The organism is Streptococcus australis, assembly GCF_015553625.1.
GTDB classification, from domain to species: domain Bacteria; phylum Bacillota; class Bacilli; order Lactobacillales; family Streptococcaceae; genus Streptococcus; species Streptococcus australis_B.
This window is the reverse complement of the sequence record NZ_JADNGY010000001.1, coordinates 58,858-78,331: the sequence shown is the minus strand read 5'-3', so window position 1 is coordinate 78,331 and position 19,474 is coordinate 58,858. Positions and strand designations below refer to the sequence as shown.

Here is a 19,474-nt window from a genome sequence, read left to right as displayed (position 1 = left end):
AGAGGCTAGGACTTTTGTCCCAGCCTCTTTTTTTATCAAGAAAAACACCTCCGAAACTAGGAGTTTCAGAGGTGTGGCAAAAGAATCAAATTAAACAATACCTTGGGCAATCATCGCATTTGCAACATTTTCAAAGGCTGCGATATTGGCACCAGCAAGATAATCTTTACCAAGACCGTAGGTTTCAGCAGTTGTTTTAGCAGTGTTGAAGATGTTGGTCATGATATCTTTCAAACGACCATCCACTTCTTCTCGTGTCCATGAAAGACGGAGGCTGTTTTGGCTCATTTCAAGAGCAGATACAGCAACCCCACCAGCATTGGCGGCTTTGGCAGGTCCGTAAAGGATGCCATTTTCTTTGTAGACTTTGATGGCTTCAAGGTCGCTTGGCATATTAGCTCCTTCAGAAACAACTTTAACACCTTGAGCAACTAGGCGTTTAGCTGCTTCACCGTTAATCTCATTTTGAGTCGCACATGGAAGAGCGATGTCATAGTTGCCAGCATAAGTCCATACAGAACCTTCGTAGTAGGTAGCAGTTGACTTTTCTGCAGCGTATTCTGTCAAGCGAGCACGGCGTTTTTCTTTGACGTCTGTAAGAAGGTCAAAATCAATACCGTTTTCGTCGATGACATAGCCGTTTGAGTCAGATACTGAGATGACATTTGCACCAAGTTCAGTTGCTTTTTGAAGAGCGTATTGGGCTACGTTACCAGAACCTGAGATCACGACTTTCTTACCAGCAAAGCTGTCCCCGTTAGCCTTCAGCATTTCTTCAGTGTAGTAGACCAAACCGTAACCAGTTGCTTCTGGACGGATCAAGCTACCACCGAAACCAAGAGGTTTACCTGTCAAGACACCGGCATCGAATTGGTTAAGGCGTTTGTATTGGCCGTAAAGGTAACCGATCTCACGTCCACCAACCCCGATATCACCAGCTGGGACATCAAGAGATGGTCCGATGTATTTTTGCAATTCTGTCATGAAGCTTTGGCAGAAACGCATCACTTCAGCATCAGTTTTGCCTTTCGGATCGAAGTCAGATCCACCTTTACCTCCACCGATTGGAAGTCCAGTCAAGACGTTTTTAAAGATTTGTTCGAAGCCGAGGAATTTCAAGATCCCTTGATTTACAGTTGGGTGGAAACGAAGTCCGCCTTTGTATGGGCCTACAGCTGAGTTAAATTGGACACGGTAACCACGGTTCACTTGAACCTTTCCATCACGGTCAACCCAAGGAACACGGAAAGAAATCACTCGTTCTGGCTCAGTGATACGGGCCAAGATGTTTTCTTCAATGTATTCTGGATGTTTTTCAAATACAGGTTCCAAAGTGCTAAGGAACTCTTCAACAGCTTGAAGGAATTCTGCTTCATGGCCGTTGCGAGCTTTTACGGTTTCGAAAGTGCTTTGGATATATTCTTTTGCAGTTGTCATCTTGTTTCTCCTTTTTGATTGAAACGACTTCCAGCAAATTGGCTAAATTACTGGCATATGGAGGCACTGCTAGAAGCAATGTCATGTTTTATTACGTGGACAATTATAGCAGACTTTTTTTGACTTGTAAAGGAAAAAGTTGAATTTTCAGAAAATTTTCACAGCTAATAAAGACTGGTAAAAAGCTACCTACCTTGGACTTACTCCGGTTGAAATAATGATACGATTTTTAGCCTTTTTTTGAGCGAAAATCTACTCCTTTTCGAGTAATGTCTTGTTATTTCCGGACGATCCTTCCTCTTTTTTATTTTTTTAGCCATCCATCCTCTTTTTCATGCTATAATGACTGTAAGAATTTATTTCAAGGAGTAGAAGATGGTATCGACAAAAACAACTATTGCAGGTTTTGAGTTTGACAACTGCCTGATGAATGCCGCGGGTGTAGCCTGTATGACAATTGCAGAACTTGAAGAAGTAAAGAATTCTACTGCGGGAACATTTGTGACGAAAACTGCGACCTTGGAGTATCGTCAAGGGAACCCAGAGCCACGCTACCAAGATGTGCCGCTAGGATCTATTAACTCGATGGGCCTTCCCAACCAAGGCTTGGACTATTATTTGAATTACTTGTTAGAATTGCAAGAAAGCGATCCAGATCGGACCTTCTTTCTATCTCTTGTCGGCATGTCTCCCGAAGAGACCCATACCATCCTGAAAAAAGTGCAAGACAGTGACTTTAAAGGCTTGACGGAATTGAACCTTTCTTGTCCCAATGTTCCTGGTAAACCTCAGATTGCCTATGACTTTGAGACGACCGATCGAATCTTGTCAGAGGTATTTGGCTATTTCACCAAACCTCTTGGCATCAAGTTACCACCTTACTTTGATATTGTCCACTTCGATCAAGCAGCAGCGATTTTTAACAAATACCCGCTCAAGTTTGTCAACTGCGTCAACTCGATCGGAAATGGCCTCTATATCGAGGATGAATCCGTTGTGATCCGTCCTAAGAACGGTTTTGGTGGAATTGGTGGCGAATACATCAAACCGACTGCTCTGGCTAATGTTCATGCCTTTTACCAACGTTTGAATCCAGAGATTCAGATTGTGGGAACCGGTGGGGTCTTGACTGGTCGTGATGCCTTTGAGCATATCCTTTGTGGCGCTAGTATGGTGCAAGTCGGAACCACGCTTCATAAAGAAGGAGTTGGGGCTTTTGACCGCATTACAGCTGAGCTTAAAGCCATCATGGAAGAAAAAGGCTACCAAAGCCTAGAAGATTTCCGTGGGAAATTACACTACATTGACTAATCTTTCGAAAAGAACTTCCTCAAGTGGATGCTTGGGGGAGTTCTTTTCTGTTTCCTGGTCGAGTAAGAAAAAATTCTGTTCCTAGTTTTAGAGAATTTTCATTTTTATAGAGAGAAAAAGGTGTACAATGGAGGTGAAAAGGAAGGTGGTTTATATGGGAGAAAGGGATGTGATTCAAGAAGCAAGAACGATGATCAAAACTCTTCGAACAGCCTTTTCTAGGGACTTCATCCCCAGTCCAGATGCCCTTCGATTTGAGGAAAATCTAAATCATATTTTGGAAGTTTTATTGAGGGCAAGACAGGTAGACAATCGCCTATTGATCGAGTTGGAGAAGTTTTATCAGAATGCGAGTTTATTGATTGGTTTAAGTGGACTGCGTTTGAATAAAGAGTCCTTTCAAGCCTGGCGGTCTTATGATCACTGGCATTACGAAGCTGTGAAATCTCAGTTACAGGTATATGGACCAAGCATGATCTTGTAAGCAAATGAGTGTTTGCTTAAGAAATATTGAGGAGGTGTGTGATATGTCGCTCGTGCATGATTTTTTTCATCAGTTTTTAGTATCTATACGGAATCTTGGTTACTCGCTCTTTTTCTTATTTGAAAAATAAGCATCTCCGAATCCCTTTTACTAGTACAGTAGAAGGGATTTTTGATGCAGAATCCTTGAAAATCTGAGGCTATTGGATTATGATGGAGCTAATAGATGTCAAGCGTTCTTTGTAGGGAATGCGGGAAGCGAGGAAAAAAGATGGCAGAGATTTATCTAGCAGGTGGCTGTTTTTGGGGCTTAGAGGAGTATTTCTCACGGATCCCTGGTGTAGAAAAGACAACAGTGGGTTATGCCAATGGTCAGGTGGAAACGACCAATTACCAATTGATCAAGGAAACGGATCACGCAGAGACCGTTCAGGTCGTCTATGATCCAGACAAGATCACCCTCCGAGCGATTCTGCTCTACTATTTCCGTGTAATTGATCCCTTCTCCATTAACAAACAGGGAAATGATCGAGGGCGCCAGTACCGGACGGGTGTCTATTACCTAGACGAGGTAGATCGTGAGGTGATCGCCCAAGTGTTTGCGGAGCAAGAAGAACAACTGGGAACTAAGATCGTAGTTGAGTTGGAACCTTTACGCCACTATATCTTGGCTGAGGACTACCATCAAGACTACCTCAAGAAGAATCCTGGAGGCTATTGCCATATTGATGTGACAGATGCTGACCAACCCTTGATTGATCCGGCAGCCTATCCAAAGCCCAGTCAGGAGGAATTAAAGGTACGATTGACAGAGGAGCAGTACCAAGTCACCCAAGAAAGTGCGACGGAGCGTCCTTTCCACAATGCCTATGACCAGACCTTTGAAGAGGGCATTTATGTGGATATTACGACCGGGGAACCTCTCTTCTTTGCCAAGGATAAGTTTGCGTCTGGCTGTGGATGGCCGAGCTTCTCTCGTCCTATTGCGAAAGATGTCGTTCACTATTACCAGGATCATAGTCACGGAATGGAGCGAATTGAAGTTCGTTCCCGCTCAGGCAATGCCCACCTCGGCCATGTCTTTACTGATGGGCCAAGAGACCAAGGAGGTCTTCGCTATTGTATCAATTCGGCCTCTCTACGCTTTATTCCTAAAGAGGAAATGGAGGCAGAGGGATACGGGGACCTACTCAGGCAAATGCACTAAAAGAATGATTGAGAAAGGGGGCTCTGAGCCCTCTTTTTTTAATTTCTTTAGTCCCTCCGTTTATCTATTCATGGAAGTTTAGGTCAGTCTGTTTTCTTTTGTCAAAATTGTGTTACAATGAAAAAAAGGCCTGAAAGATGACGGAGAGGTCTTTGACAAGTGCAAGAGAATTGGATAGAAAGAGAAGAAGATGAAGAATTGGAAGGATCTCCTAAAGAGATGGAGTGAGCTCGGGAAAGATATCCTCACGATGCTTAATGACTGGCTTGATATTGGATTGGGAAAGGCGACAGCATTTCGCTTGACCAACGAACAGTTTGTCTATGGCTTGCTGATTACAGTATTTGCGGCCGCGAATTTGGTCTTATGGGTTCAAAAATGGAATGGCTTTCCCATTACAGCACTAGAGATGCCAGAAGTTGTTGAAAAGCAAGAGGAAATCCATCCGGATCAGTTACCGCATACCGCTCGGATCATGGCAAATGGGGATCAACTCTACCATGACTTGATTTATATGAGTGCAGCCAAGGAAGATGGAAGCTATGATTTTTCTGAGAATTATCACTATGCTCAGGAATGGTTGAAGCAAGGGGATCTGGTTTTGGGGGATTTTGAAGGTACTATCAATTCGGATTATGGCCTTTCTGGATATCCGATTTTCAATGCCCCTGGGGAGGTAGTTGCTTCGATCAAGGATGCGGGCTATCAGGTGATGGACCTGGGACATAACCATATCCTCGATTCTGGCTTGGAAGGGCTGTTTTCGACTGCGAAAGCCTTCGAAGATGCGGGGATCCAAACGGTTGGTGTCTATCCGCATGAGACGCGAGGTCAAGCCCCTATCCTGATCAAGGAAGTAAATGGAATCAAGATCGCGATTTTGGCTTATTCCTACGGCTTTAATGGGATGGAGTATAATCTGGAACAAGAGGACTATGACAATCGTCTATCGGATCTCAATGAGGAGCGGATGCGTCAAGAAATCCAAAAAGCTGAGATGGAAGCGGACATTACCATTGTCATGCCTCAGATGGGGATTGAATATGAATTAGAGCCAACAGAGGAACAAAAGGAGCTATATCATAAGATGATTTCTTGGGGAGCTGATATTGTCTTGGGTGGCCATCCTCATGTCGTCCAACCTGCCGAGATTGTGGATAAGGATGGACAACAGAAATTGATCATTTATTCTATGGGGAATTTTCTTTCGAATCAGCGACTGGAAACCATGGAAGGGATAGAAAATGCTCAATGGACCGAACGGGGTGTTCTGATGGATATCACAATTGAGAAAGTAGGGCGTAAGACCCGTATCAAAACAGCAACAGCTCATCCTACTTGGGTCAGCCGGACGCCGAAGGACAGTTATTCTCCTGAAGGCTATGAACTCTATCATTTCCAGACCTATATCTTGGAGGACTGGATTGAGGGAGGCAAGTATCGGGATCAATTGGATGACGAAACAAAGGCGCGTGTCGATACAGCCTACCAGGAAGTGAAAGAACGTGTGAATTTGAATTGGCAATAGGAAGGGGCGAATGAAGGAATGGACAAACTTGGATGGTTACCAATTGGATTTGTTGGACTGATCATCGTTATGACTCTAACAAATCAGCTATCAACGATTCTTCTGAGAAAAAAATTAGCCAAGGCTTGGGAGGGTAAACCTTTTTTCATAAAAAAAGATAGTGAAGAAAGTTTAGCGGAAACAATGCTCTTGGCTTCTGCACTCCAACCGACAGATAGCCAAGTAGACGGTCAGACTTGGCATGATTTGGACCTCTATAGAGTCTTTGATCAGTTGAATTATACACAGTCTAGTATAGGGGCTGAGGCCTTGTATCAGAAGATGCGTTTGATTAAATTTCAACCAGAAGCATCCTTGCAGGAGTTAGAGGATTTTTTTGACCATCACCCTGATCTTCGTCTCAAGGTTCAAGTTGTCATGAACCAATTAGGAAAAAAGAACCACAATATGGCTAGAAGTATTGTGGCTAATCCAGGAAAACAGGATTCGAAGATCTATCTTTCTCTCTATATTTTCTTAGCCTGTTTGCCGGTCTTCTCGCTTTTCTTCCTTCCATTTTTTAAAATTCAAGCGATGATGGTCTTGGTGGCGAGTGCGACCTTCAATATCATTTTTTCGAGCATTCGGAATTGGTCGAATAAAATGCGCTTGGATCGAGTTAGTTACTTGGTTCGTATCTTTGCCTCAACGGAAAAGCTTAGCCATTTAGCGATTCCAAAACAAGAAGCCCTCAAACAGGCTGTCAAACCATTTAAGAAGACGAAAGTTATTTCCGGAATCTTACAAAGTCCAACAGGAAGCTCAGATATGGAAATTATTCTGATTTACCTTAATTTTCTTTTCTTAATTCCGCAGATTGCTCAAGTTTATATCTATCAGCAAGTGAGGACTCATCAGAAAGAAGCTCAGGAAGCGATCAATCTTTTGGGAGAATTGGAAGTAGCCATCAGCCTTCTACGCCATAAGCGTGATGTTGAATTGGTCTGTCATCCTTATTTTAAAAAAGAAGGCGGAATTAAGGGCAAGGGAATCTACCATCCTTTACTAACGGATCCGGTTGCTAACGATGTTCGTTTTGAAAAAAATATGGTGATTAGTGGAGATAATGCCTCAGGGAAATCTACTTATCTGAAAATGGTAGCTATTAACTGTATTCTAGCTCAGGGCTTGGGCTTCGCCTATGGTGAAAGTTTGGAGCTTTCTTATGGACATGTCATGACCTCTATGGATGTCAGTGATGATATCGAGGTTGGAGATAGTTATTTTATTACAGAGAGCAAAACGATTCTCCGAATGATTGAGAGTCTGGAAAAGTCTGGTTTTCATTATTTCTTTATTGATGAACTCTTTAAGGGAACCAATACCATTGAGCGAATTGGATCTGGCTTGGGGATTGTCCGCTGGCTATCTAGACACGATTGCTTGTATATGATTTCGAGTCATGATATTGAGTTAGTCGCGGCGTCTGGTGCAGTCAATGATAATTATCATTTTGATAGTCGTTATGTTGACGGGGAAATTGTCTTTGATTATCAGATAAAGCAGGGGGCGGCAGTAACGAAGAATGCGGTCAATACATTAAAAAGCCTCCATTTTCCTTCAGAAATCACCCAAACTTCTCAAGAATTAATAAGGCAATATGAAGAAACAGGAAAATGGTCTTTAAATACAATGATTGAGAGCTAAAGATGTAAGTTGCTTCGTTTTATCTGATATTTCTACTGTTAAAAAACTAAAAGCCCCTGGAACATAAGTTTCAATTGTGTTCAGGGGGCTTTTATTATTTGATCCATTGATTAAAGACAAGCTTTTCGGTATTGACTTGGAGTGATCTGATAGTATTTCTTGAATTGGCGATTAAAGTTTGAGAGGTTGTTGAAGCCAGATTGGCTAGCGATATCAATAATTGCCAGATCAGAATGCTGGAGGAAATGGGCGGCTTTTTTTAGCCGATATTGGATGATGTACTCCATACAAGAGATCCCTAATTGTTTCTTAAAGAAATTCATAAAGTGGGTCGGGCTAAAATGACACAATTCTGCTAATTGCTCAATCATGAGCTCCTCTTGGTAATGGTTCGAAATATGGTCGAGGACCAAACGAATTTTTTCTTCTCTTCGATAAGCATCCGTTGAAAACTTCTTCTCGACAATATAGTTGTGAGAAAAGAGGAGATAGAGGAGTTCATTGAGCTGGGATTTGAGTCGAAGTTCATAGAAAGGACCTTGTTCTCTTCCGTTTGCCATACAGTTTAAAAGGCTCTGTTTGATTTCTTCATAACCCGGAGATTGGACTTGGATACGTCGGACAAATTCAAAATCGCCATTGTAGAGGGGTTGTAAATATTTTAGAGTGGCAATGTTTTTATGCGTGATTCCGATCAGGTCCAGATTAAAATGGAGGACATCCATGGTATGGGAAGAACTCTGGATGGGATGAATGGAGTGAAGGGCATTCGGGCGGATCAAAATAATATCGCCTGGTTGACTATGAAAATATTCATAGTCGATATGGAATTGAGCAGTCCCTTCGTTGACATAAATAATCTCAATATCAGTGTGCCAATGAAATAAAATATCCGGTTGGCCATTTTGGGTGCGAATCTGTTTGATTGAAAAAGGGAAATCGCTATTGGTAAAGGATGTTTGGCGGTATAAGGTCTTTGTGTTCATGCCTACCTCTTAGATCTTTTTCGGGAGTAGCAGACGCTTTGGCTAGGTGTGAGAGAGGGTCTGCTAGTTACTTCATACAGGGAAAATCTATTATCTATATTATAATAAAATTGGACCGAAAATTAAAGAGGATTCGGTGGAATTTCTAAAATTTTAAGGATGGGGAGAAGGGAGCGTTTGTGGCAAAGAAGGCCCAAAATGACTAGGAAATGGTGTATAATAGGGACAAGATAGAAAGAGGTGGCTGGTATGATACAAATGATTGCGACAGACATGGACGGTACTCTGATGGATGCGCAAGGAGAGGTTGACCGTGAGCGTCTGAGCCGCATCTTGGATCAGCTAGACCAAAGAGGGATTCCCTTTGTTATTGCGACGGGGAATGGCTATAGCCGTATGGCTCATGTCTTGGGAGAGCTGAAAGATCGTGCCACCTTGGTTCTAGCCAATGGTGCACGGATATTAGAGAAGGGAAAGCTCATCCGAGAGTGTAGCTGGCCTGAAGAGCTGGTGCAGGAGGTCTTGCGTTATCTAGAAGGTCGAGAAGAAGAACTTCATCTGGTCGTCAGTAGCCTATCTGGAGCCTATGCCAAGAAAGGAACAGAGTTTCCTCTTTTAGAGCAATTGATGACGCCTGAGTTAGCTGCAGCTTTTTACAGACGGATGCGCTTTGTGGATGATTTGGTCCAAGAGCATGGTGAGCAGGTTCTGAAGATAAGTGTCGTCACTGACACTGAAAAAGTCGAAGTCTTTGTGCAAGAGTTGCGAGAAGAGTTTGGGGAGCGACTGCTTCCAGCAGCTAGTGGCTATGGAGCCATCGATATTCTGCAACCGGAGGTCAATAAGGCTACAGCCATTCAATTCTTGGAAGAACACTGGGGCGTTGATGGTGGGCATTTAATGGCATTTGGCGATAGCCAAAACGATGTGGAAATGCTGGAGTTAGCGACCTATTCCTATGCGATGGAAAATGCGGACGTCCATGCGCGACAAGCAGCCCGCTACACAGCACCATCTCACCAAGAAGGTGGGGTTTATGAAATGATTGAAGCCTATTTGGACGGAAGATTAAGTTTCGACTAGGCGAGTATTCTACCGTACATAGTTTCTGCCATACGAATCGAAAGGAGTCTTTATGGCTGTACAATTATTGGAGACCTGGCTCTTAAAAGAACAGGCAAAAATACAACAGAACTACCGAGAGCTGAATCAAAATCCTTTGAAGGAACCCGATATTCTTTTTATAGGAGACTCTATCATCGAATACTATCCTCTGCAAGAGTTGCTTTTGACGGATCAGTATATGGTGAATCGGGGAATCAGAGGCTACAAGACAGACCTCTTAAGAGAGAATCTAGATGCCCATATTTTTGGTCAAGCAGTGGATAAGATTTTCTTACTAATCGGAACCAATGACATTGGCAAGGAAATGCCCCTGTCAGAAACCATTGATAACATGTCCATAATCCTCCAGGAGATGGTGCGACTCTTGCCCTTGGCGCAAATCAAACTTGTTTCGGTGCTCCCTGTGAATGAGGGAGAGACCTACAAGGGGACAGTCTATATCCGGACCAATCAAAAGATTCAGACCTTGAATCAGGCTTATCGTGAGCTGGCTCAAGAAATGATGAATGTCGAATTTATCAATGTTTTTGAGAGCTTGCTCGGTGAAGATAGTCAGCTAAAACCAGCTTATACAACAGATGGTCTTCATTTAACAATTGAAGGATACAGGGTCTTTAGTAAGGCTCTTCAAAACGAACTATAACCCATCCTAGCAGGGAAAATCTATTTTCCGCTAGGTTTTTTTAGTATCTTTTATGGAACAGTTTGGTAAAGTGCTCCATTTTGTACTAATTTCATAACAGTTAGAAACCTTGTTGTTGTGCGGTTTATCCCTTCTGTTATAAAATAGTTTGCAGAAACAGAACAGATTTCGCTGTTGTGTTATGTAATAGTTCCAGGTATTCAGTGAGCATATTCTTATACAAGGACAATAAAACGTGATAAATTGATATAGTAAAGTTGTTTGAAACGTTTTCACTCTTTGTCGAATTCAGTTCAAAGACTGACAATTATTTTTATTGAAGGAGAGTTATCATTATGACTCAAGGGAAAATTACTGCATCTGCAGCAATGCTCAACGTATTGAAAACATGGGGCGTAGACACTATCTACGGTATCCCATCAGGAACACTTAGCTCACTTATGGACGCTTTGGCTGAAGACAAAGATATCCGTTTCTTGCAAGTTCGCCACGAAGAAACAGGAGCTCTTGCAGCGGTTATGCAAGCTAAATTCGGCGGCTCAATCGGTGTTGCAGTTGGTTCAGGTGGACCTGGTGCCACTCACTTGATCAACGGTGTTTACGATGCAGCTATGGATAACACTCCATTCCTCGCGATTCTTGGATCACGTCCAAACAACGAGCTCAACATGGATGCCTTCCAAGAGCTTAACCAAAACCCAATGTACAACGGTATCGCTGTTTACAACAAACGTGTAGCTTACGCAGAGCAATTGCCAAAAGTTATTGACGAAGCTTGCCGTGCTGCCGTTTCTAAAAAAGGTCCAGCCGTTGTTGAAATTCCAGTAAACTTTGGTTTCCAAGAAATCGACGAAAACTCATACTACGGTTCAGGTTCTTACGAGCGTTCATTCATCGCTCCTGCTTTGAACGAAGTTGAAATCGACAAAGCTGTTGAAATCTTGAACAATGCTGAACGCCCAGTCATCTACGCTGGTTACGGTGGTGTGAAAGCTGGTGAAGTAATCACTGAATTGTCACGTAAAATCAAAGCACCAATCATCACAACTGGTAAAAACTTTGAAGCTTTCGAATGGAACTACGAAGGTTTAACTGGTTCTGCTTACCGTGTTGGTTGGAAACCAGCCAACGAAGTGGTCTTTGAAGCAGACACAGTTCTTTTCCTTGGTTCAAACTTCCCATTTGCTGAAGTATACGAAGCATTCAAAAACACTGAAAAATTCATCCAAGTGGATATCGACCCTTACAAACTTGGTAAACGCCATGCCCTTGACGCTTCTATCCTTGGTGATGCAGGTCAAGCAGCTAAAGCTATCCTTGACAAAGTAAACCCAGTTGAGTCTACTCCATGGTGGCGTGCAAATGTGAAGAACAACCAAAACTGGCGTGATTACATGAACAAACTCGAAGGTAAAACTGAGGGTGAATTGCAATTGTACCAAGTCTACAATGCCATCAACAAATACGCTGATGAAGATGCGATCTACTCAATCGATGTCGGTAACTCAACTCAAACATCTACTCGTCACCTTCACATGACACCTAAGAATATGTGGCGTACATCTCCACTCTTTGCAACAATGGGTATCGCTATCCCTGGTGGTATCGCTGCTAAGAAAGACAATCCAGACCGCCAAGTATGGAATATCATGGGTGACGGAGCCTTCAACATGGTTTACCCAGACGTGATCACGAACGTTCAATACAACCTTCCAGTTATCAACGTTGTCTTCACAAACGATGAGTATGCCTTCATCAAGAACAAATACGAAGATACAAACAAACACTTGTTTGGTGTAGACTTTACAAATGCTGACTACGCGAAAATTGCTGAAGCACAAGGTGCAGTTGGATTTACCGTTAACCGTATTGAAGATATCGATGCTGTGGTTGCTGAAGCTGTTAAACTCAACAAAGAAGGTAAAACTGTTGTCATTGATGCCCGCATCACACAACACCGTCCACTTCCAGTAGAGGTACTTGAGTTGGATCCAAAACTTCACTCAGAAGAAGCGATCAAAGCCTTCAAGGAAAAATACGAAGCAGAAGAACTCGTACCATTCCGCCTCTTCTTGGAAGAAGAAGGGTTGCAATCACGCGCAATCAAATAATTCCTCTCGTCGAAAATCAAATGTAAACTGCCTTATCTTCACCTTGCCGTACTTCAGTACTGCCTGCGGTTCGGTGCCTTGTTTATTCTTTGATTTTCTTAGAGAGAAAATTGAAAAGATCGGAGTTATCCGGTCTTTTTCTGGAGGATAACAAATGAATTTAAATCAATTAGATATTATCGTTTCAAATGTTCCCCAAGTCTGTTCTGACTTGGAGCGTCTTTTGGATAAAAAGGCTGATTATGTTGATGACGGTTTTGCTCAGTTTACAATTGGCAGTCATTGTCTCATGTTATCACAAAATCACCTGATTCCTTTGGAAGATTTTCAGTCAGGAATCATTCTTCACATTGAGGTTGAGGATGTAGACCAGAACTACAAACGGTTGAAAGAGCTTGGCGCTGAAATATTACATGGCCCAGCTGCAACTGATTGGGGAACAGAATCTTTGCTAGTTAAAGGCCCTGCTGGTCTAGTCATTGATTTTTATCGTATGAAATAGGACGCTTAGTCATTTGAAGTCAACCTTAATTATTCTTAAAACAGAATGTGAAAATATGAACTATTGAAAGATCGGAGTCATCCGGTCTTTTTATGTCGCGCTTGAATAGAAATAATCTTAGGATAGTATCATTTTTTCCTAGGATGCTGTAAGACTTTCGGATTAGACAGGGATATAATAGATATTAGGATGAAAGCGAGGTAGGAATATGACTGACAAACTACAATTTCCAGATGGTTTCCTTTGGGGTGGGGCAACGGCTGCCAACCAGTGTGAAGGAGCTTATAATGAAGATGGCCGTGGCTTGGCCAATGTGGATGTGGTACCGATTGGGCCTGATCGTCACGCGATTATTACGGGTCAGAAAAAGATGTTCGACTTTGAAGAGGGCTATTTTTATCCGGCTAAAGATGGCATTGATATGTACCACCGCTACAAGGAAGACATTGCCCTTTTTGGGGAAATGGGCTTTAAAACTTATCGACTTTCTATTGCTTGGTCACGGATCTTCACACAAGGGGATGAACTGGAGCCAAACGAAGCAGGTCTCCAATTTTATGAAGACCTCTTTAAGGAGTGCCACAAGTATGGCATTGAGCCCTTGGTGACCATTACCCACTTTGACTGTCCCATGCATTTGATTACCGAGTATGGAGGCTGGCGTAGTCGCAAGATGTTGGAATGTTATGAACGTCTCTGCCGAACCCTCTTCACTCGCTATAAGGGCTTGGTCAACTACTGGCTGACCTTCAATGAAATCAATATGATCCTTCATGCGCCTTTTATGGGAGCGGGCCTTTGCTTTGAAGAAGGGGAGAATGAGGATCAAGTCAAATACCAGGCGGCTCACCATGAGTTGGTCGCTTCAGCCATTGCCACCAAGCTTGCCCATGAAATTGACCCGAACAACAAGGTCGGCTGTATGCTGGCAGCTGGGCAAAACTATCCCCATACCTGTGCTCCGCGAGATGTCTGGGCTGGTCTAGAAGAAGACCGCAAGAACTACTTCTTCATCGATGTGCAGGCGCGTGGGGAATACCCTAACTATGCTAAGAAAGAGTGGGAACGTCAGGGAATCACGGTTGAGATGACCGAGCAGGACCTTCAATTATTAAAAGACTATACAGTGGACTTTATTTCCTTCTCCTACTATGCCAGTCGGGTCGCTTCAGGCGATCCAGCTGAAAGGGAGAAAACAGCGGGCAATATTTTTGCCTCTCTGAAGAATCCCTACCTAGAAAGTTCAGAATGGGGTTGGCAGATTGACCCTCTGGGTCTCCGCATTACCCTCAATACCATCTGGGATCGTTATCAAAAGCCTATGTTTATCGTGGAAAATGGATTAGGGGCAGTTGATACACCTAATGAAGCGGGGGAAATCGAGGATGATTATCGGATTGCCTACCTGGCTGCCCACATCAAGGCTATGCGAGATGCCATCCATGAAGACGGCGTCGTCCTCTGGGGCTATACGACTTGGGGTTGTATTGACCTGGTCTCTGCTGGGACAGGAGAAATGAAGAAGCGCTACGGCTTTATTTATGTTGACCGGGACAACGAAGGCAAGGGAACCTTAGCCCGTTCGCGTAAGAAATCCTTCTATTGGTACAAAGAGGTCATTGCGACCAATGGGGCTTCTGTTGAGTAAAAGTCTCCTCTAGAGCTAAACCATCTTCTGGATGACTCTCTGACAGCAAACTAAAAAGCTTAGAATCCCAACCAAAGCTGGGGTCCTAAGCTTTTTGTATGTCGTTAAGGCAAGTCCTTATTGATTTACTGGTCGTAGTCTAAGACATTGTTTTCGATGACAAACTTAGATTCAGCGGAAATGCTGGCTTCTCCTAGTTGCAACTGAGAACTTCCGTCTGGTTTCATGATGTGCCACTGACCGTCCTTGTGGGCAAAGATAGCCTGAAATGTGACGTTATTACTCTTGTCTCGAATCGGCAGAACAAATGCTTGATCTGTATTCTCTAAGAGAATCTCTTCTTTTTTTTCAAAGTTATAGATATAAAATTGCCCAGTTCTTTGTCCCAAACCATGAAGTTCATCGACTTTTTGCCAATTTTCAAAATTTTTCTGAACTAGGGATTCATTAAAAATCTTGTTGAAGGTTTCGTTCCGTTTCTTGGTTTCTTCCTCGTCTAGTGTTTTCTGAAACTCTGCAACCTTTTTAGTCGTTTGGACGGTTTGTCTGTTTTGCTCCCTGATTTGCTGGCGGTGGATGATTCGCATCATTCTTGCACCAACGCCCAGGATGACGAGAATGGATACAAGGCTGATTTGAGTTTTGGCATTTTTTTTCATAGATGATTCTCCCTATTGTGTCATTGGTCCTATTATACCCTTTGAAAGAAAGGATAGTCAAGTTCATCTTGTGATGACCTACCATGCAGCTCTACCTGGGGACTATAGGATTTTATCAGATTTTCATTGACGAAGGTCCCTTTATTTGATAGGCTAGGGGAATAGAAATGATTTCGTAAGCATAGAAAAGAGGAGTGAGGCAAGTGGCACGCATCTTATTAATTGAAGATAATAATGATATCCAAGAAATTTTGTATAGTCTCTTAAGCGAAGACCATGAGGTGCTTCAGGCTTTTTCAGGTACAGAAGGGCTACGACTCTTCCAGCAAGAAAGCATTGATTTGGTCCTTCTCGATATCATGCTCCCTGGGAAAAATGGGGATCAGGTCCTTGAGGAAATCCGTTTGCAGAGTCAGGTACCGGTCATCATGATGACAGCTCTTGGTGATAAACACCTCATTAGCCAGTATCTCCTTGCAGGTGCCAATGATTATATCGTCAAGCCCTTTAATCTGGATGAGGTGGCGGCTCGGGTGACGGTGCAACTGAGAAATAACCTCACTCCGGCACAGGAAGCTCCATCATCGAAAAAGCTGACTTTTAAAAATCTGGTTCTGAACCCAGAAACCTTTGAACTGGAGTCTGGAGAAAAAACGCTTCGCTTAGGTAAAAAGGAATTTCAAATTTTTGAAACTTTATTGGCGCATCCAAAGAAGATTTTCACCAAAGAAGAATTGTATGAGGCAGTCTGGGAAGAAGTCTATCTGCCTGGAGACAATACGCTCAATGCCCAATTGAGCAATCTCCGAAAGAAAATTGCCCAACTCGATCCTAATGAGGATTACATTGAAACCGTCTGGGGCTTGGGTGTTCGCTTGAAAGGAGACAAGTAATGTGGGGAGTCGTTCTAGTTCTAGTCTTCCTTGTCCTTCTCTTGGGACTGGGCTACGTTCGCCTGCTTTCTGCCTTAAGAGATTTGCAGGAGCAGATTCAAAAGAAGCTCCAAAATGGGAGTGGGGTACGGTTGACGTCACGTGTTTCAAATAAAGAATTGGTCGCCTTGACCAAACAGGTCAGTGAGCTCTTTGACCAGATCGAGCGGACCAATCGGATTGCCTTTCAAGAGAAGAAAACCTTGGATATGGCCATCAGTAATATTGCTCACGATATTCGGACGCCTTTGACCATTGCGTCTGGTTATACCCAACAAATCATCAAGGGTGGGACGCAAGAAGAGGAAAAACTGAAAAAAATTGCTTCCAATCTTCAAGTCGTCTCAAAACGCTTGGAATCACTCTTGGAATACAGACGCTTGATGGAGGGTGCCATTCAGCCTCGGCTTTCAGACGTTAATCTCAGCCAAGTCCTAACCCAGCAGTTGTTCCAGTATTATGATAGCTTGTCCGAGGCGGGTATTGCACTAGAGGTGGAGCTAGAAGAGCATCTCCATTATGCCACCGATCCTGAGCTTTGGGAGCGCCTCTTGCAAAATATGCTCAGCAATGTCCTCAAGCATGGAAAGGAGCAGGCCCGTTTGACCTTGATTTCTGATGAGGAGACGATTCAGGTCGAACTGCGAAATATTGTGCAACAGCCGATTCAACACTTAGACCAACTGGCTAGTCGATTCTATTCGGAAAATCTATCGGACACAGAAGAGTCTTCTGGTTTGGGCCTCTACATCATTCAAAATTTTGTAGAGATCTTAGGAGGAGACTTACAACTGGCAACTGAGGCAGACTGGTTTATCTTAACCATTACATTAAAAAAATGAGAGTGGGGCAGAAATCGGTCATTCGTTAGAATTCGATTTCGTCGTCCCACCTCCTTACAGTTGAGTAGGGCTGTAAAAGCTGATGAAATCAGCGTAGTAGATCCCACTCAACCACTGCGTCTTGCTCGACAATCCAAAGACAATTGAGAGGCTAGGACTTTTGTCCCAGCCTCTTTGTTTTTATAAATCTTTGTGTTTAAAGGTAGCTAGTCCTAGGAATCCGAAAACAAGGATGAATCCAAGGGCGATAGAGAGGGTATTGTTGGTTGCTGTCGTACTTTGGACCATGGAATATTGGAATTCCAAGTTTAGATAGTGTAAAATGTCGATGTCTTTAAAGAAGAGCGCAGGAAGGCTTAAGAAGATATTTCCAACGAAGTAGCCAACGAAAGCCAAGGTGATGGATTGGCTGGCGTAAAGGAGGAAGGAAATGATGCTGACCCAAGCCAAGGTGGAGAGGAACTGAATCAGAAGGGTCAAGCCAAAATGAGAGAAGAAGTGCTCTGGCATGGTGCCAAGTCCATTGTAGAGGGTCGCAATCAAGAAGACGAGACCATAAGAAACGAGGAATTGGAAAAGAGCAATGGTCAAGACAACGGCACTTTTGGCAAAGTAGTAGCTGGTGCGAGAAACGCCATAGGCCAGGCTATTCTTGTATAAGTTTTGTGTTAAATCTGTTCCCAGGACCAGGGTGATGACAATAATGGTAAAGAGGATGGTCACACTGATGCTGGAGGAGTAGTTGGTCAAGGCTTTAAATCCTGTCCAAATTTCTGTCGCTTGGGGTAATTTGGATTCCGTATTGACACCGACGTGGCCGGTAGCTCCGAAGATGACTCCAGACAGGATATTGAGAACGAGAATGGCTTCTGTAATCCAAAAACCTTTGGAGCGAAAAAGTCTATAAAAATCTGCTTGAATGGTATGCAACATGATAAATCTCCTAAATGAAATGTGTGGATAGGTTATACAGGAAGATGGTATTTGGACTAGTCTACCAATTCTGTAAAGAATTTTTCTAGATCTTGGCGGGCATAGTAGATTTCGTCCACGTCAATATCCGCTTGAACGAGGGCTTTGACGATGACTTTAATATCGTGAGTCTGGCCAAAGATATGGATTTCTCCATCCTTATCGATGACCTTGATGCGATGATGGAGTTGATCCTGGATCAGTTGACTCGCGAGGGCTAGTTGATTGGTCTTGAGGATGATATAGTCTTCGCCTTGCTCCTCGAATTCGGCCTTGCTAATTTCTTTGATCAGGCGTCCTTGGTCGACAATGCCAAAGCGATTAGCAACCAGATAGAGTTCAGAGAGGATATGACTGGAAATGAGGATGGTCATGCCGAGTTCATCATTGAGGCGCTTGATCATCTGACGAAATTCCTTGATTCCGACCGGATCAAGACCATTGATGGGTTCGTCCAGAATGAGGAAGTCGGGTTTGGCAATGAGCGCAATGGCAATTCCCAACCGTTGTTTCATTCCCAGTGAAAAATCACGGAATTTCTTCTTACCAGTATTGTTCAGGCCGACATAGTTCAGGGTTTCTTTGATGACCTGGTCGGGGTTTGGGATATGGCGAGCCTTGCAATAGTAGACTAAGTTTTGATAGGCAGTCATATGTTTGTGTGCCACGGGACTCTCAATGACGGATCCGACACGTTTCAGGGCTTGGGTCCACTGGGAGCGATTTGTAGAAGCAAAGAGGGAGACGCTTCCGTCGGTTTCCTGAATCAGCTGGGTGATGACCTTGATGAGGGTGGTTTTCCCAGCTCCGTTCTTACCGATCAGGCCGTAGACATCACCTTTGCGAATGCTCAGATTCACATCGTTTAAGGCGTATTGTTGACCAAATTTTTTACTCAAATGGGAAATTTCTAATACTTTTTCCATGGTTTCTTCTCCTTAGTACAGCTTATTTTCTAGCAAATCGAAAACGATTCCGTAGGCTTCATGCTCGTAGCTATGCTCTATAAAATTTGTTTGACTATCGTTGAATGTGACCTCAAAGTTAAAATCGTTATGTACGAGGCTCCAGACGCTAAGAGCAATGATAGAGGCGATAGCGACAACCATTAGTTTCTTTTTCATAAGAGAACTCCTTCTTGGTTATTTTCTTTACACTCTTAGTATACAGCTTGCTTTTCAAATAACTATCAAGTAATTCTAAAATATTTCTAAAAAAACGACTAACCTTTTAAAAGTTAGTCGTTACTTGTAGTTTAAGTTTTCTAGAGGCTTTTCTTAAGTGAGTACGGACGTCAGCGAACTTCGAAGAAGTTCCATGACTTAGTTTTGAACCTAAAGTTTCAAAACTCCCGAGTCCTTGAAATATCACTATTTCAAGGACTTTTCTCACGGTGGAAAGC

The 19,474-nt window shown here is 43.1% G+C and carries 18 protein-coding genes; 12 read left to right on the top strand and 6 right to left on the bottom strand.

Features of this window, described 5'->3' with window-relative positions; all coding sequences use genetic code 11:
- Positions 1-90: 90 nt before the first annotated feature.
- A complete protein-coding gene (gene gdhA, locus I2D56_RS00330; protein ID WP_195347720.1) occupies positions 91-1,437 on the bottom strand; it encodes an NADP-specific glutamate dehydrogenase in 1,347 nt (448 codons plus the stop codon).
- 375 nt (positions 1,438-1,812) lie between these two features.
- Here gdhA and I2D56_RS00325 point away from each other — a divergent pair, with 375 nt between their 5' ends.
- The 5 genes from I2D56_RS00325 to I2D56_RS00305 all read left to right on the top strand — a co-directional run bounded on the left by I2D56_RS00325 (position 1,813) and on the right by I2D56_RS00305 (position 7,652).
- Positions 1,813-2,748, top strand: coding sequence for a dihydroorotate oxidase (locus I2D56_RS00325; protein WP_023027237.1), 936 nt, complete (start codon positions 1,813-1,815; stop codon positions 2,746-2,748).
- A gap of 154 nt (positions 2,749-2,902) precedes the next feature.
- Complete coding sequence (locus I2D56_RS00320) at positions 2,903-3,232, top strand: hypothetical protein (RefSeq protein ID WP_023027236.1); 330 nt, start codon at positions 2,903-2,905, stop codon at positions 3,230-3,232.
- Positions 3,233-3,502: 270 nt separating this feature from the next.
- Positions 3,503-4,438: a peptide-methionine (R)-S-oxide reductase MsrB gene (gene msrB, locus I2D56_RS00315; RefSeq protein WP_023027235.1), complete on the top strand. Its 936-nt coding sequence runs from the start codon at positions 3,503-3,505 to the stop codon at positions 4,436-4,438.
- 250 nt (positions 4,439-4,688) lie between these two features.
- A complete protein-coding gene (locus I2D56_RS00310; RefSeq protein ID WP_229038974.1) occupies positions 4,689-5,966 on the top strand; it encodes a CapA family protein in 1,278 nt (425 codons plus the stop codon).
- Positions 5,967-5,984: 18 nt separating this feature from the next.
- A complete protein-coding gene (locus tag I2D56_RS00305) occupies positions 5,985-7,652 on the top strand; it encodes a MutS-related protein (RefSeq protein ID WP_195347719.1) in 1,668 nt (555 codons plus the stop codon).
- Positions 7,653-7,762: 110 nt separating this feature from the next.
- Here the strand turns inward: I2D56_RS00305 and I2D56_RS00300 are convergent, their stop codons facing one another.
- Positions 7,763-8,638, bottom strand: a complete 876-nt coding sequence (locus I2D56_RS00300) for an AraC family transcriptional regulator (protein ID WP_023027230.1) — start codon at positions 8,636-8,638, stop codon at positions 7,763-7,765.
- 249 nt (positions 8,639-8,887) lie between these two features.
- On the opposite strand from I2D56_RS00300, the gene I2D56_RS00295 reads away from it, so the two are divergent.
- The 5 genes from I2D56_RS00295 to I2D56_RS00275 all read left to right on the top strand — a co-directional run bounded on the left by I2D56_RS00295 (position 8,888) and on the right by I2D56_RS00275 (position 14,667).
- Positions 8,888-9,721, top strand: coding sequence for an HAD family hydrolase (locus I2D56_RS00295; protein ID WP_195347718.1), 834 nt, complete (start codon positions 8,888-8,890; stop codon positions 9,719-9,721).
- A 52-nt stretch (positions 9,722-9,773) separates the two neighbouring features.
- Positions 9,774-10,406, top strand: a complete 633-nt coding sequence (locus I2D56_RS00290) for an SGNH/GDSL hydrolase family protein (RefSeq protein ID WP_195347717.1) — start codon at positions 9,774-9,776, stop codon at positions 10,404-10,406.
- Between the two features lie 335 nt (positions 10,407-10,741).
- On the top strand, positions 10,742-12,517 hold the full coding sequence (spxB, locus tag I2D56_RS00285; RefSeq protein ID WP_023024318.1) for a pyruvate oxidase: 1,776 nt from the start codon (positions 10,742-10,744) through the stop codon (positions 12,515-12,517).
- A gap of 154 nt (positions 12,518-12,671) precedes the next feature.
- Positions 12,672-13,019 carry a VOC family protein gene (locus I2D56_RS00280; RefSeq protein WP_117744664.1) on the top strand — a complete coding sequence of 116 codons (348 nt, stop codon included), beginning with the start codon at positions 12,672-12,674 and terminating at the stop codon, positions 13,017-13,019.
- 208 nt (positions 13,020-13,227) lie between these two features.
- Positions 13,228-14,667, top strand: coding sequence for a 6-phospho-beta-glucosidase (locus tag I2D56_RS00275; protein WP_195347716.1), 1,440 nt, complete (start codon positions 13,228-13,230; stop codon positions 14,665-14,667).
- A gap of 125 nt (positions 14,668-14,792) precedes the next feature.
- Here I2D56_RS00275 and I2D56_RS00270 read toward each other — a convergent pair whose 3' ends face one another.
- Entirely contained in the window at positions 14,793-15,326 is a 534-nt protein-coding gene (locus tag I2D56_RS00270) for a hypothetical protein (RefSeq protein ID WP_195347715.1), read from the bottom strand.
- A gap of 203 nt (positions 15,327-15,529) precedes the next feature.
- Here I2D56_RS00270 and I2D56_RS00265 point away from each other — a divergent pair, with 203 nt between their 5' ends.
- Entirely contained in the window at positions 15,530-16,219 is a 690-nt protein-coding gene (locus I2D56_RS00265; RefSeq protein WP_023024311.1) for a response regulator transcription factor, read from the top strand.
- On the top strand, positions 16,219-17,100 hold the full coding sequence (locus tag I2D56_RS00260) for a sensor histidine kinase (protein WP_195347714.1): 882 nt from the start codon (positions 16,219-16,221) through the stop codon (positions 17,098-17,100). The genes I2D56_RS00265 and I2D56_RS00260 overlap by 1 nt, the downstream gene beginning before the upstream one ends.
- Before the next feature lie 180 nt (positions 17,101-17,280).
- On the opposite strand, the gene I2D56_RS00255 is transcribed toward I2D56_RS00260, so the two are convergent.
- The 3 genes from I2D56_RS00255 to I2D56_RS00245 are packed head-to-tail and all read right to left on the bottom strand — an operon-like array spanning position 17,281 to position 19,196.
- Positions 17,281-18,033 (bottom strand): ABC transporter permease, encoded by a 753-nt coding sequence (locus tag I2D56_RS00255; RefSeq protein ID WP_195347713.1) that lies wholly within the window; start codon positions 18,031-18,033, stop codon positions 17,281-17,283.
- A 56-nt stretch (positions 18,034-18,089) separates the two neighbouring features.
- A complete protein-coding gene (locus I2D56_RS00250; RefSeq protein ID WP_195347712.1) occupies positions 18,090-18,998 on the bottom strand; it encodes an ABC transporter ATP-binding protein in 909 nt (302 codons plus the stop codon).
- 12 nt (positions 18,999-19,010) lie between these two features.
- The gene (locus tag I2D56_RS00245; protein ID WP_195347711.1) at positions 19,011-19,196 is read right to left on the bottom strand and encodes a hypothetical protein; all 186 of its coding nucleotides are present in this window, start codon (positions 19,194-19,196) and stop codon (positions 19,011-19,013) included.
- Positions 19,197-19,474: the final 278 nt, after the last annotated feature.